This window comes from Intrasporangium sp., assembly GCF_032907665.1.
In the GTDB taxonomy this organism is placed as follows: Bacteria; Actinomycetota; Actinomycetes; order Actinomycetales; family Dermatophilaceae; genus Intrasporangium.
Genome location: NZ_JAJJPG010000024.1, coordinates 24440 through 37287, shown reverse-complemented (window position 1 = coordinate 37287; position 12848 = coordinate 24440). Strand labels below are relative to the sequence as shown.

Below are 12848 nucleotides of genomic sequence, written 5' to 3'. Positions count from 1 at the left end.
TCAGGGCATGGGGCCGGGTGGCGTGGTGTCGTAGGCACCTGCGGAACTGGTGATGAACTCGGCGCCGCCCTCGGCGGCGTCGAATGCGGGGTGCCGACTGGAGACCTCGTTCACGGCGACGAGGTGGCCACCGAGGTACGCGGCGGCTCCCGTCAGCCCGGACCCCATCAACGCCAGCGCCGCTCCGAGTCGGTGACGCTCCGATCGCCGGGCCATCCACGACCCGGCATAGAGGCCGATGGAGGCGACGTTCAGCGCGGCATGGGCGACCCCGACGCGCTGCGCACGATGGTCGGCGCGACTCCATTCCGCCCAGCCAGTGATGGCAGTCGGGACAGCGCCGAGCAGGCCCACGCCGACGAGCCGCTGGGCTGCGGGACGCGAGACCTTGCCGCCGATCAGGTCGAGCACGGTTGTCGCGGCGAACATGCCGATGGGCACGTCCGTGAGGGCAGGGTGCAGGGCGTGCCCCATCCAGTCACCCCGGAGCGCGGATCCGGTGGCCGAGTCGTGCAGTGGCTGGGTCAACTGTCCTGCCTTCGCCACGGCAGGGTCGAGTCGTTCCTCGTTCTCGAGCGCGACTGCGGCGCGTGCTGCGGGCGGCAAGTTGGTCGAAGCAGACGGCTGGTGTGCAGACATGCGGCACCCATACCCATCCACGGGTGGCGAGAGAGTTCACTCGCTGGTCCTGTGGGTAACTCCGCGGCCGTTTCGCGGATCCGCGCCAACATGGCGGCCATGTCATTCAAGGACCTGCCCTCGGGGCGCGCTCGCGATCTGTGCCTCACTGACCACACCCACGCAGCCGACGTCATCGACCTGATCACCCTGGAGGAGGATCGCGAGCTCGGCTGCTTCACGGCGATGCTCTGCGACGCCCAGGACCGGGGGCTGCAGCCACTCTGCCTCAAATGCCTCGGGCCGGGGACGCCCGTCGACGAGATGGCCGACCTCCTCGAGCTGGTCCTGCCGCTCGTGGCCCAGATCGACGGCTCGATCCTCATGGCGCGTGGCCGAAGCGGTCCCATGCGCCCCAACGACGACGATCGCGCCTGGCATCAGCGCGCCGTGGAGCAGTGCCGGGCTCACGGGGTCCGGCTGCTCGGCTTCCACGTCGCAACAGCACAGGGCGTGACCCGCCTGCCAGACCCGCTCCCCGCTGCGGAGAGCGCCTGACCCGCCGCTTCGTCGCCCACCTGACTTCCGCTGATGGTCGGTCACCGCATGGTCGTATGCCGCTGAGCCCGGTCCCAGCCACCCCCTCACTCAGCCTGTGGCTGGGAGGTCCTCAGCGGCATACGGCAGTTCAGTGGTCCTCGCCTCGCCCGAAGGGAGGCGGGCCCGTGATCGTGCAGCCGAGCGGCGTCAGCACCTCCTGGAGGCGCCCGACAGCCTCAGGGGGCACCGGGCCCGGAAGCGGGAGCGCGCCGTCGAACGGCTGCGCCGCTGGGGTGCTCGTCGCGCGGATGAAGGCCTCGAAGCCACCGGGCGTGACGAGGTTGTAGAAGTGCGCGGTCTCGGAGGCGATGCGGAAGGCGTGCTCGCGCCGCGGGGGCAGGTGGATGAGACTGCCTGCCTCGACGAGGGTCCTCGATCCCTCGAACCAGCCCTCGAGCGCACCGTCGAGGACGATGAAGGTCTCGGCCTCCCGCTCGTGGAGGTGCCGTGGCGTCACGCAGCCGATGCGGCCGCGCTCCTCGACGAGGGAGAAGGCGCCGCCGGTGGCCTCGCTGCTCACGACGATCCGGCAGAGGAAGTCGAGATGGTTGAGGACGGGCAGGGTGGAGGCGTCGACGTGGGTCGCCTCTGACGTCGTCAGGTTGGTCATGCGGCCACTGTGACCGAGCGGCCGTGCGGTGAACCATCCCCGATTCCGGGGATCCGGTCGTATCGTCGCTTCATGCTTCGCGATCGCACTGCGGCGGGACCACCGGGGTCGGCGAGTCAGGCGGGACGGCTGAAGCGTGTCCTGAGCGACCTCGCGCCCGTACCGCGGGCACCGGCCGGGGCGGCCCAGGCCATTCTCACTGCGGTGATGGACGTGCTCCGCGCCGACGGTGGCGCCTTGGTGCTCATGGACCCGCAGACGTCGCTCTTCACGACCGGGGCGGTGAGCCAGCTGCCGCCGGCCAGCTGCCACCCGTTCTTCCGTTTCGAGACCGACTCGGAGTCGGATCGGAGCTTCCGCCGCCTGGCCGCGACGGGCCGCGGCGCGGTGGCGCTGTCGCGGGACGGGACGGACGACGGCTACGCGGACTCGGTGATGCGGCCCCACGGTTTCGCCGACGAGCTGCGCGTCGTGTGCCGCGACGCCGGCACGGCCTGGGCCGCGCTGTCCCTGTGGCGCCGGTCGTCTCAGGAGGCGTTCACCGCAGGCGAGGAAGCGGCGCTGGATGCGGTGGCAGGCACCATCGGGGTCGTCATCCGTGAGGTCGTCGTGGCCTCGATCGGCGCCGCCGCCAACCCCGGCACGCGCCATGTCGTCGTCCTCGACGGCGACGACGTGATCGAGTCCAGCGACCGCAGCGCCGAGGACCTGCCGCAGCTGACGGAGCCCGACCTTGCCGTCTATCGACACCTCGACCATCTCAAGGAGCTCGCCCGCCGCGAGCCGGCGTTCTCGACGGTCATCGGGATGTCGGACGGTCGCTGGCTCGCGGCCCACGGTGCACCACTCGGGCCGGGACGCGTCGCGATCGTCCTCACGTCCGCGACGCCTGCCGACCTGTTCGGAGTCGTCGTCGCGGGCGCAGGTCTCACCCCTCGGGAGGTCGAGGTGACCCGGCTCATCTGCCGCGGACACTCTGACGCCGAGATCGCCGGGCTCCTGACCATCTCGCCACACACGGTCCATGACCACGTGCGCTCCGTCCGGGCCAAGCTCGGGGTGCGCACCCGCGCCGAGGTGGCGGCGAAGGTCTTCGCCGAGCGGTATTTCGACGGCTTCCTGTCCACTGCTGCCCTCGACCACGCACCCCGGGCGTAGCTGTACCTAGCCACTCGTCGATCCGGCCCGCGGCCAACGGCGACGAACGGAGCGCGACAGCACGCCCCCCCGCATGCTGTCGCGCCCCTCGAGCGGTGTCTCTCAGTTGCAGTGCACGTCCGGGTTCCAGTCGTTGAACGTCCCGCTGGGGTTGGCCTTCTCGTGCCAGACGTGCAGCTCGTAGAAGTCGGGCAGTCCGTAGCGGTTGCCCGCAGCGACGCGCGTGAACCGTTGGCCGTAGAGGATCGGCGGTCTCGCGTGCTCCGCGTCCCACGCGTCGGCGAGGACGAGGTACTCGGCCCCGACCAGGGTGAGGTCGCCGCCCGCTGCTGGCTCGTAGATGAGCGCCTCGGGTGAGAGCCGCTGCACCTGTCCGTCGACGAGGTTGCCCACGTCGACGAAGTGGATCCCCATCGTGCCGCGGCCGGCGGGATCCTCGATGCACGTGATCCCTGCGAGGTCGACGACCTGAGTCGTCCACGGGGCGCCAGGTCCGGACCGGTAGGCGGCGGTCGCGTCCCGCAGCTGTGCAAGCTTCGCCGTGTGGCCGTGTGTCTGGCCCGGCCGAGAGAGATCGGTGGTCCCGTTGTCGTGCGCCGCAGCCAGCGACGGCATCGCGACCAGGCACAGGACGGCCACACCGCCGGCCAGCTGGACTCGCACGTCAGCTGCCCTCCTGCACGGCGTAGACGTGGTCAGCGACCAGTCCGTGTGCCTCCCGATGGACCGTGTTGGCGGCCTCCGCGCTCGGCGCCTCGACGAGGCAGAAGATCTGTCCCTTCCCCTCGTCGACCCAGTAGCGCAGGTAGTTGACCCCGTGCGCGTCCTGGGTGGCCAGGTCGGCTGCGTGGGCCTGGGCGACATCGTCCATCGTGACTCCGTCGCCGAGTGAGTGAACATCCATGAAGAGCGGCATCGTGCCTTCCCTTTCCGTGGTTGGTGTGATGCCTCCAAGAGTCACGGTCGGGTGAGGGCGGGGCATGGGTGACGGCTACCCATGTTCGAGTCCGTCGGCCGCCTACCCAGAGACCCGGGCCTACCCAGAGAGGCGGGGCCTACCCACAGACGCGGGGCCTACCCAGAGAGGCGGGGCTCAACTGGAAACGCGGCGATCTCCCCACGACTCGCCGGGCCGGTCACTTCGCCGCGGCGTACCAGGTGACCAGGTCGCGACGGGACCCCACGCCGACCTTGGCCAGGATCGACGACACGTGGTGCTCTGCCGTGCGTCGCGAGATGACGAGCTGCTCTGCGATGGCGGCGTCCGAGAGGCCCTGCGCGAGCAGCTCGGCCACCTCCGCCTCTCGTCGGGTGAGCCCGTGCGGATGGTCCCGGGTCGCCCGGCCCGGAGCGCGCGGGGCCGTCCGGCCCCGTGCGCGCAGGTCGCTCCGGCACCGGGCGGCGGCGGCCCGGGCCTGGGTTCCCTCGAAGATCCCTGCCGCCCGCGCAAGCGAGTCGGCGTCACCACTCCGCGCGAGGGCGAGTGCCTGGTCGAAGGGGCAGCCGAGACTCTCCCACAGTGCCGCTGCCTCCTCCCACTCGCCGGCGAGCTCCGCGGCGAAGGGAGGCGCCACCTCACGATGGGTCGGACGCGCCTCCCTCGGGAGCCACCGAAGGACCGCCCCACGGTTCCACGGACAGTCGGCTCTCTCGACGAGCTCCACGACCGCACTGGCCAACTCGCCGGCCTCGCCATCCCGTCCCGCGAGCCAAGCGAGCTCGCTCCGCAGAGCGGTCACCGGTGCGACGACCTGCACCTCGCCGATGCTGTCAGCCAGCGCCACGGCCCGCGCCACGAGGTCATCGACTCCGCCCTCCCCGCGCCTGCCCCGCACGTGCGCCAGGCTGACAAGCGGCAGGAGGGCGGAAGCGCTTGCGAGAGACGGGTGGGCGAGGACCGACTCGGCTGCGCGCTCTGCGGCGGCCAGGTCACCCCGATTGATCTGGAGCTGCGAGTCGCAGGCGAGGAGATAGTGCGTCCAGGAGTCGAGGTCGCGCTCCGTGCAGTACTCCATCCCCTCCACCAGGTGACGCTCGGCGTCGGCATGCCGCCGCTGCACGATGGCGTTCGAGGCGAGGTTGACGTAGGCGCGGGCGGCGTGCTCGTGGAGGTCTGCCCTGCACGACAGCTCGAGGCTCTCCTCGAGCATGGCGATCCCAGCGGCCTTGTCGCCGGCAACAACCTCGATGGTCCCGAGGTTGTTGAGCGCGTGCGCGCGCAGCTCAGTCCGCGCGCGGCTCTCCTCGAGGGAGCTGAGCAGCTTCAGGGTGCGCGTTCCCCATGTCCGGGTCCCGTCGTTGTCGCTCGTGAGCATGCGCAGCTGCGCCATGTTGCTGTAGGCGTAGGCGAGCTCGGGCGTCGGCGGCCCTTCGAGGACATCGAGGGCCCGCTCAGCCGCGGCCTCCGCTTCGGCGTTGCGTCCCTCGAACCAGAACAGCCGCGACAGGCAGCGCCACGCATCGCCGACCCGCGTGCTCGCCCCCTGCCGCTCCCAGATGTCACGGGCCGTCCCGACGGCCACCGAGGCCTCGCCGGTGCGGCCGGTGACGTAGAGCTCGTAGCCGAGGGACCAGTGCAGGTCTGCGATCTGCTCATCCGGCAGCCCGTCCCCGGGGAGGCGCGCTGCGTGTGCCAGGGCCCGCTGGAACTGGCGGGCTGCCTCCCGGTGGGCGCCGAGCTCGGCGGCGCGACGGCCCGCCACCGTGGCGTGCTCGACGGCCGGCTGGCTCAGACCCGCGGCGTCCGCGTGGTGCGCGAGACGGGCGGGATCGGCACCCCGCATCTCCAGGGCAGCCAGGAGGCGCCGGTGCTGGTGCGTTCGCCTGCCGATGGGGACCTGCTCGACGACGACGAGCCGGGCGAGCTCGTGACGGAACGTGATGGCACCGTCGGCCTCGACGAGCAGTCCTCGCGCGAGTGCTTCGTCGAGCGCGGCCAGCCCGCCTTGGAGCATCACCTCGAGCAGGTCGACCTCCGCCCGGGCTCCCGTGAGCGCGACGACCTCGAGGGCCTGCTGGGTCGTCTCGGAGAGGCCGGCCACGCGGGCCAGGATCGCGTCGCGGCCCTGCGCGGGGATCGTGTCCAGCCCGCTGGAGAGCACCTCGGTGACGTAGAACGCGTTGCCATGAGTGAGCTCGTGCAGGCGCACCGCATCCACGCCCCTGCCGGCCGGCCGGGACCGCTCATCTCTCTCGACGAGGGCTGCCACCCCTTGTCGCGACAGGGGTGGCACGTCGAGGCGTCGGGTGCCGGCGGCGGAGGCGCTGTCGCCGAGGAGCTGGCGCAGGCCGTAGACCACGTCGACGTCCTCGCGCCGGTAGGTGACGACGATCAGAGCCCGGCAGGTGTGGATGCGGCGGGCCAGGTGGAGCAGGAGGTCCAGGGTGGCCTGGTCGGCCCAGTGCACGTCCTCGACCACGACGAGGTGCGGCACCCCGTCAGGCGGTTCGCGAAGGGTGCCGAGCAGCGCGGCGAAGATCTCCTGGCGGGTCGCGTCCTCGGGCCACAGACCGGGAGGCAGCGTCGGGAGGAGGTCGCGCAGCGGGGCAAGCGGGGACGGGGTCAGCGACCCGTCGCAGTAGGCGACGGAGACGTGTGCTCGCGGGGCCACTGACGACGCGAACGCGCTGACGAGGGCAGACTTGCCGACGCCGGCCTCACCCGACACGTAGACAAGTCGACCATGGCCCGTGGCAGCATCATCGAGGTAGGAGCCAAGGGTGTCGAGCTGATGGTCGCGCTCGACGAGCATCACCGTCCCATCGTAGGAGCCGACCAGGCCCGGGGATGGGGGAACGCGCGAGTCCCTCGACAGGCCACGATCTCGACCGCGGCCACCGGTGGATGCGTGGGTCAACCCACCCATCGAGCCGCCCTGCGGGATGGGTGATCCGGCCGACGCGCGGTGGCGTCGCGCGTTCCTACCGTCGACGGCATGAGCAGCACCATCCCGATCGCAGCCGGCGCCGTCGCGACCGTCGTCTTCGCGGCCAGCACACTGCCGATGCTCGGCAAGGCGGCGCGAACCAAGGACCTCGCCTCCTACAGCCGGAGCCACCTGGTGATGGCCAATGTGGGCAACCTCTTCTACTCGGTCTACGTGTTCCACCTGCCGCCCGGCCCGATCTGGTTGTTGCACAGCTTCTATCTCGCGTCGTCGGCGCTGATGCTCCTCTGGAGCCTGCGCTACGCGACCACCCGACGAGCCGGCGAGTCCGCCGAGCCCGAGTCCGCACCCACCTTCGGGAGTCAGCCATGCACACCCAGCACATCGAGACCGTGATCATCGGCGCCGGCCAGGCCGGCCTCGCCACCGGCTACCACCTCCAGCAGCGGGGGAGGTCTTTCGTCATCCTCGACAGCGAGCAACGCGTCGGCGACGGGTGGCGCCATCAGTGGGACACCCTGCGCCTCTACAGCCCCGCTCGAGTCGACGCCCTCCCCGGCATGCCCTTCCCCGCCAAGGCGTGGTCGTACCCCACGAAGGACGAGTTCGCCGACTACCTCGAGGCGTATGCCGCTGAGTTCCGTCTGCCGGTCCGGCTCGGCACGCGCGTGCTCTCCGTCACCGCGCCCGACAGTGCCGCTCCCGGTTCGACGTCGGAGCACGCCGGCTACGCCATCACGACGGATCACGGGCAGCTCCACGCCGACAACGTCGTCGTCGCCACGGGGACCTTCGGTCGCACCCCGATGATCCCTGACTTCGCGGACCAGCTGGACCCGTCGATCGTCCAGCTCCACTCGAGTGAATACCGCCGCCCGGGTGACCTCCCGCCAGGCCCGGTCCTCGTCGTCGGCGCCTCGCACTCAGGCTGCGACATCGCCTACGAGCTCGCCGAGACCCACCCGACGATCCTCGCCGGGCGAGACACCGGCCAGATCCCGGTGCCGTTCAGCTCGCCCCTGCTCAAGGTCGTCTTCCCTGTGATGCTCTTCGGCTTCGGCCACGTCCTGACGCGGCGAACGCCGATAGGGCGCAAGCAGATGGAGCACTTCCGGTTCGGCGGCGGCCCCCGCCTGAGGATCCAGACGAAGGACCTCGCGGCCCGGGGAGTCGACTGGGTCAAGGTGCGCGTCACCGGAATCGATGGCGGCCGCCCCACGCTGCCTGGCCGCGGCGCCCTCGACGTGCGCACCGTGATCTGGTGCACCGGCTTCCGCCAGCGCTTCGGGTGGATCGAGCTCGACATCTTCGATGAGCACGGTTGGCCGAGAGAGATGTTCGGCGTCGTCGAGGAGGCACCCGGCCTCTACTTCACGGGTCTGGGGTTCCAGTCCTCGGCTCGCTCGATGCTCATCCACGGGGCCGGGCCCGACGCAGCGCGTGTCGTCCGGGAGATTGTCCGTCGCCCCTCCCGCGCCGAGGAGTACCGTCGAGAGTCGGAGGATTCATGGGCAACGACGACCTGGCAGCCGGACGAGAAGCCTACGCGCAGCGAGCCTGGGCCGAGGCCCGTGAGCACCTGACCCGCGCCGACCCGACCACGCTGGGGGGCGACGACCTGCGGGCACTGGGCTCAGCGGCATACCTCAGCGGTGACCGGGACACCGCAGTCCGCGCGCTCCAGCAGGCCCACCAGACCCACGTCGCCGACGGCGACCACCGAGCAGCCGCACTCGACGCCCACCAGCTGGCCATGGTCTTCTTCATGCGGGGCGAGCCAGCGGTGGGCGGCGGGTGGGTGGCCCGCGCGCACCGGCTCCTCGAGGCCGAGCCCGAGGACGCCCGTGAGCGCGGCTACCTGCTCATCCATGACATGTTCCAGCTTCTTGGAGCGGGGCAGTTCGGCGCGGCCGCCGCCACGTGCGAGCGGATCGACGAATTCGGACGCCGGTGGAACGACGCGGACCTCGTCGCGTTCGGCAACGTGGGCCAGGGGCGGTGCCTGCTCCTGCTCGGTGAGGTCCGTGAGGGGCTGGCGCGGCTCGACGAGGCGATGGTGGCCCTCACGACGGGGGAGGTCTCCCCGATCATGGCGGGACACGTCTACTGCACCATGATCGAGGGCTGCCAGGAGATCGCGGACTACGAGCGGATGACCCAGTGGACCGACGCGCTCGTCCGGTGGTGCGAGGACCAGCCCGGCCTCATCGCCTTCACCGGTCAGTGCGCCGTCCACCGAGGGCAGATCCTCCGGGCGCACGGCTCGTTCCGTGAGGCGCTCGACGAGCTGGCCCTCGCGGCCGAGCGCTACGCCGCGAACGCGATGGACCCCGCGATCGGGCTCGCCATGTACGAGCGCGGCGAGGTCCTCCGGACGCTCGGAGACCTCGACGGCGCCGAGGCAGCCTACGAGGACGCCGCCCGATGGGGCTGCGAGCCGCAGCCTGGCCTCGCCCTGCTGTCCCTCGCGCGCGGGCGGACGACCGCCGCGGTCGCGAGCGTGCGCCGCCTCCTCGACGAGGCCCACGACCCCGTGAGTCGCTCCCTTCGGCTCGGCGCGGCGGTCGAGGTGCTCGCCGCCGCAGGCGAGCTGGACGATGCCCAGCAGGCCGCCGAGGAGCTCGGGACTCTCGCGGCGACGTTCGGCTCTGCCGCGGTCACGGCCAAGGCGTCGTATGCCGCCGGGCTCGTTGCGCTCGCCCGCGGGGACCCAGCGGAGTCGCTCACCCAGTTCCGGCGCTCGTGGAGGGCCTGGATCGAGCTCGGCGCACGCTACGACGCAGCCCGCGCCCGGGTGCGAATCGCGCTCGCGCTCCGAGCCCTGGGGGACGCGGTGTCGGCCACCTCCGAGCTGTCGGTTGCCCATCAGGCCTTCACCGAGCTCGGGACCGAGCCCGCCCGGCGGGAGGTCGAGCGGCTGCTCGCCACCGGACTGCCGGACGGGCTGACCCCGCGGGAGGTCGAGGTGCTGCGGCTCGTCGCCAGAGGGCAGAGCAACCCGCAGATCGCGGGCGAGCTGTTCCTCAGCGAGAAGACCGTCGCCCGGCACCTGAGCAACATCTTCACGAAGACCGGTGTGACGTCACGGACCGCGGCTGCCGCCTACGCGCACTCTCACGAGCTCACCTGACACCTGACCCGGGAATCACCAGGGCACCGTGCCGTTGGTGTCGATGAACGTGCCCGACTGGGCGTCGGCCGGCAGCGTCGCGGCGTGCACGACGACCTCGGCCGCCTGCTCGGCCGTCAGCGGCGCCTGATCGCGGTTGATCGGTGTCAGCTCGGTCTGGACGAAGCCCGGACACACGGACGTGACCTTGATCTGTGTCTCGGCGAGCTGCTTGGCCAGGGCGATCGTGACGTTGTTGAGCGCGGCCTTGCTGGCCTGGTAGGCGGGGAGCACCATGCCGTAGTACGCAGACTCCGGGTTCGTCTGGTCCGTCAGCGATCCCACGGTCGAGGTGACGTTGACGACTCGTCCCGCCGCTGCCCTGCGAACCAAGGGAAGAAAGGCCTCGAGGACGGCGACCGGACCGAGCAGGTTGGTCTCGAACGTCCGGCGGAACATGTCCAGGTCGACGGCCTCGGCCGGGTCGGGGTTCGTGGCTTCGGGCAGGATGCCGGCATTGTTGACCAGGACGTCGAGAGTCCCGACCTCAGCGGCCACTCGTTCGGCTGCGGCTCGCACGGAGGCCTCGTCGGTGACATCCAGGCGCACGTGGGTCGCGCCGTGCCCGATCGCTGCCGCCGCCTCGGCGCCGGCGCCGTCGTCCCGGGACCCGACGATGACCGTCATCCCTCGGCTCGCGAGCTCCTCGGCGACTGCGCGGCCGAGTCCTCGGTTCGCCCCCGTGATCAAAGCAGTAAGCACATTCGATCCTTCATCTCGATGCTGGCTGCCCGGTTGGGCCGCCACCCAGCAGACGTCTGGCGTCGTCCGTTCGTGAGGCATGCCGGCAGGAACTTTCCGGCGACGGAAGCGGACCTGGTGGTGGCTGGCTGCCAGGGACGTGGTGCATCGACAATGTCGATTCCTCACGGTGCGGGTCGACGTGGAGGTGTCCAGTCCCCACCTCCACAAGGAGTCGGTATGTCCACGTCCACCATCGCTTCCGTCCCCCTCCGACAGTCAGAGCGCACGCATCGGCTGCTTCGTGCCGGCGTCGTCGCAGGGCCGTTCTTCGTCCTGGCCTCGCTGGTCCAGATGCCGTTCAGGGACGGCTTCGACCTCACCAAGCACGCGTTCAGCTTCCTGCTCATCGGCCCAAGCGGCTGGATCCAGGCCATCGTCTTCGTCGTCGCGGGCCTCCTCTATGGCCTCGCCGGTCGCGGCCTGCTCCACGCAGTGGGGGGACGGGCCGGGAAGGTGGCCCTCGTGGCAGCCCTGGGGCTCGGAGTCGGCAAGGTGATCGCCGGGGTCAACGCGCCGCAGCCGTCCTTCGGGTATCCGGCCGGCACGCCCGATGGCCCGCCGACCGTTCTCACGACCGCGAGCATCCTGCACGGAGTCGGTTTCGGGGTGGCGGTCCTGTGCTGGACGGTCCTGCTCGTCACGCTCGGCGTCGTGCTGCGTCGCCGCGGAGCGCGGAGCACGTCATGGCTGACCTTCCTGGCTGCCGTGCTGCTGCCGGTCGTGCCGGCGACCTCAGGGACGTCCGTCGCCACCCCGTTGCTCTACGTGGTGGTCACCGCGGCATACGCAGTCACCTCTGTCGCGGTGCACGGCATCGCGGCTCGCGCCGCGAGGTGAGCTGATCAGGTCGCTCCCAGCCCGACGGCGAGCCCGAGACGGGGCTGGGAGCGAGCCCAGCGGCATACTCTGGCGAGAACCGGCCGGAAGGCCGGTCGCGAATCGGGCCCGGGAGCATGTTCAACGCCGCGTGCCAGACGGTACTTTCGACCATGGACGTCATCGAGTACACGCCCACCCGTGACCAGTACGCCTACACCTTCGGCGGCGTCGCGCCCGCGATGCGGATCACGCCCGGCAGCGCTCTTCGGCTCTGGTCCGACGACGCCTTCGGCGGGACGCTCCGCAGCGTCGACGACCTCTCGAGCGCCAAGGTCGACCTCCGTTTCGTCAACCCGCAGACCGGGCCCTTCTTCGTCGAGGGGGCCGAGCCCGGCGACACCCTCGTCCTCCACCTCGTCGCCCTCGAGCCGGCCCGGGACTGGGGTGCGTCGGCGGCGATCCCGTTCTTCGGCGGCATGACGAGCACCGACCGCGTCGCCACCCTCCAGGACCCCCTGCCCGACACGACGTGGATCTACGACCTCGACCGTGAGCGCAGGACCGTCGGCTTCGTCGCACGGCACAGCGACCACCGCGTCGAACTGCCCCTCGAGCCGATGCTCGGCACGGTGGGCGTCGCCCCGGCCGGGGGAGAGGCCCGCTCATCCTTGGTCCCCGAACGCTTCGGCGGCAACATGGACACCCCCCAGATGCGCGCCGGCTCGACCGTGTACCTCGGCGTCAACGTCGAGGGCGCGCTCTTCTCGATCGGCGACGGGCACTACCGCCAGGGAGAAGGCGAGGCCTGCGGCACAGCTGTCGAGGGCGCCATGACGAGCACGCTCATCGTCGACCTCGTCAAGGGGCACGCGCCGGGTTGGCCGCGCATCGAGGACGACACCCACATCATGACCGTCGGCTCGAGCCGGCCGATGGAGGACTCGTGGCGCATCGGCAACGCCGAGCTCGTCCGCTGGGTGAGCCTCCTGCACGGGCTGCACATCATGGACGCCTACCAGCTCTGCTCGCAGATCACCGAGGTGCCGGTCGCCAACGTCGTCGACTCCAACTACAGCGTCGTCGTCAAGGCGGCCAAGTCGCTGCTCCCGGCCGGGGACGTGCTCGGGGGCCTTCACGCCGACCTCCGTGAGCGAGCCCGCGCGCTGGGCACGGTGTGAATCCCGTCGGGTCCTCATCCTTCGCGCACAACTCCCCGTCCGCCTCCATCAACGAAAGGCCACGA

The 12848-nt window shown here is 70.9% G+C and carries 13 protein-coding genes; 7 read left to right on the top strand and 6 right to left on the bottom strand.

Features of this window, described 5'->3' with window-relative positions:
- Complete coding sequence (locus LOY02_RS05940; RefSeq protein WP_317181412.1) at positions 1 to 528, bottom strand: DUF2231 domain-containing protein; 528 nt, start codon at positions 526 to 528, stop codon at positions 1 to 3.
- A 210-nt stretch (positions 529 to 738) separates the two neighbouring features.
- On the opposite strand from LOY02_RS05940, the gene LOY02_RS05935 reads away from it, so the two are divergent.
- Positions 739 to 1176, top strand: a complete 438-nt coding sequence (locus tag LOY02_RS05935) for a hypothetical protein (protein ID WP_317181411.1) — start codon at positions 739 to 741, stop codon at positions 1174 to 1176.
- A gap of 130 nt (positions 1177 to 1306) precedes the next feature.
- On the opposite strand, the gene LOY02_RS05930 is transcribed toward LOY02_RS05935, so the two are convergent.
- Positions 1307 to 1828, bottom strand: a complete 522-nt coding sequence (locus tag LOY02_RS05930) for a cupin domain-containing protein (RefSeq protein WP_317181410.1) — start codon at positions 1826 to 1828, stop codon at positions 1307 to 1309.
- A 72-nt stretch (positions 1829 to 1900) separates the two neighbouring features.
- Here LOY02_RS05930 and LOY02_RS05925 point away from each other — a divergent pair, with 72 nt between their 5' ends.
- A complete protein-coding gene (locus LOY02_RS05925) occupies positions 1901 to 2986 on the top strand; it encodes a response regulator transcription factor (RefSeq protein WP_317181409.1) in 1086 nt (361 codons plus the stop codon).
- A 102-nt stretch (positions 2987 to 3088) separates the two neighbouring features.
- Here LOY02_RS05925 and LOY02_RS05920 read toward each other — a convergent pair whose 3' ends face one another.
- The 3 genes from LOY02_RS05920 to LOY02_RS05910 all read right to left on the bottom strand — a co-directional run bounded on the left by LOY02_RS05920 (position 3089) and on the right by LOY02_RS05910 (position 6738).
- Positions 3089 to 3649 (bottom strand): hypothetical protein, encoded by a 561-nt coding sequence (locus LOY02_RS05920; RefSeq protein ID WP_317181408.1) that lies wholly within the window; start codon positions 3647 to 3649, stop codon positions 3089 to 3091.
- 1 nt (position 3650) lies between these two features.
- A complete protein-coding gene (locus LOY02_RS05915; protein WP_317181407.1) occupies positions 3651 to 3902 on the bottom strand; it encodes a DUF4242 domain-containing protein in 252 nt (83 codons plus the stop codon).
- A gap of 220 nt (positions 3903 to 4122) precedes the next feature.
- Positions 4123 to 6738 (bottom strand): ATP-binding protein, encoded by a 2616-nt coding sequence (locus LOY02_RS05910; protein WP_317181414.1) that lies wholly within the window; start codon positions 6736 to 6738, stop codon positions 4123 to 4125.
- 183 nt (positions 6739 to 6921) lie between these two features.
- On the opposite strand from LOY02_RS05910, the gene LOY02_RS05905 reads away from it, so the two are divergent.
- The 3 genes from LOY02_RS05905 to LOY02_RS05895 are packed head-to-tail and all read left to right on the top strand — an operon-like array spanning position 6922 to position 10003.
- Positions 6922 to 7269, top strand: coding sequence for a hypothetical protein (locus tag LOY02_RS05905; RefSeq protein ID WP_317181406.1), 348 nt, complete (start codon positions 6922 to 6924; stop codon positions 7267 to 7269).
- Positions 7242 to 8456, top strand: coding sequence for a flavin-containing monooxygenase (locus tag LOY02_RS05900; protein WP_317181405.1), 1215 nt, complete (start codon positions 7242 to 7244; stop codon positions 8454 to 8456). Before LOY02_RS05905 ends, LOY02_RS05900 begins: the two co-directional genes overlap by 28 nt.
- Complete coding sequence (locus LOY02_RS05895) at positions 8381 to 10003, top strand: LuxR family transcriptional regulator (RefSeq protein WP_317181404.1); 1623 nt, start codon at positions 8381 to 8383, stop codon at positions 10001 to 10003. Before LOY02_RS05900 ends, LOY02_RS05895 begins: the two co-directional genes overlap by 76 nt.
- A 15-nt stretch (positions 10004 to 10018) precedes the next feature.
- Here the strand turns inward: LOY02_RS05895 and LOY02_RS05890 are convergent, their stop codons facing one another.
- Positions 10019 to 10744 carry an SDR family NAD(P)-dependent oxidoreductase gene (locus tag LOY02_RS05890; protein ID WP_317181403.1) on the bottom strand — a complete coding sequence of 242 codons (726 nt, stop codon included), beginning with the start codon at positions 10742 to 10744 and terminating at the stop codon, positions 10019 to 10021.
- A 219-nt stretch (positions 10745 to 10963) separates the two neighbouring features.
- On the opposite strand from LOY02_RS05890, the gene LOY02_RS05885 reads away from it, so the two are divergent.
- Positions 10964 to 11623 (top strand): DUF998 domain-containing protein, encoded by a 660-nt coding sequence (locus LOY02_RS05885; RefSeq protein ID WP_317181402.1) that lies wholly within the window; start codon positions 10964 to 10966, stop codon positions 11621 to 11623.
- Positions 11624 to 11775: 152 nt separating this feature from the next.
- Positions 11776 to 12783, top strand: coding sequence for an acetamidase/formamidase family protein (locus LOY02_RS05880; protein ID WP_317181401.1), 1008 nt, complete (start codon positions 11776 to 11778; stop codon positions 12781 to 12783).
- The last annotated feature ends 65 nt before the right edge of the window (positions 12784 to 12848 follow it).

Coding starts and splice junctions, on each gene's coding strand:
- LOY02_RS05925 (WP_317181409.1), top strand. CDS start 1,901: ATGCTTCGCGATCGCACTGCGGCGGGACCACCGGGGTCGGCGAGTCAG.
- LOY02_RS05930 (WP_317181410.1), bottom strand. CDS start 1,828: ATGACCAACCTGACGACGTCAGAGGCGACCCACGTCGACGCCTCCACC.
- LOY02_RS05880 (WP_317181401.1), top strand. CDS start 11,776: ATGGACGTCATCGAGTACACGCCCACCCGTGACCAGTACGCCTACACC.
- LOY02_RS05935 (WP_317181411.1), top strand. CDS start 739: ATGTCATTCAAGGACCTGCCCTCGGGGCGCGCTCGCGATCTGTGCCTC.
- LOY02_RS05885 (WP_317181402.1), top strand. CDS start 10,964: ATGTCCACGTCCACCATCGCTTCCGTCCCCCTCCGACAGTCAGAGCGC.
- LOY02_RS05915 (WP_317181407.1), bottom strand. CDS start 3,902: ATGCCGCTCTTCATGGATGTTCACTCACTCGGCGACGGAGTCACGATG.
- LOY02_RS05905 (WP_317181406.1), top strand. CDS start 6,922: ATGAGCAGCACCATCCCGATCGCAGCCGGCGCCGTCGCGACCGTCGTC.
- LOY02_RS05910 (WP_317181414.1), bottom strand. CDS start 6,738: ATGCTCGTCGAGCGCGACCATCAGCTCGACACCCTTGGCTCCTACCTC.
- LOY02_RS05895 (WP_317181404.1), top strand. CDS start 8,381: ATGGGCAACGACGACCTGGCAGCCGGACGAGAAGCCTACGCGCAGCGA.
- LOY02_RS05900 (WP_317181405.1), top strand. CDS start 7,242: ATGCACACCCAGCACATCGAGACCGTGATCATCGGCGCCGGCCAGGCC.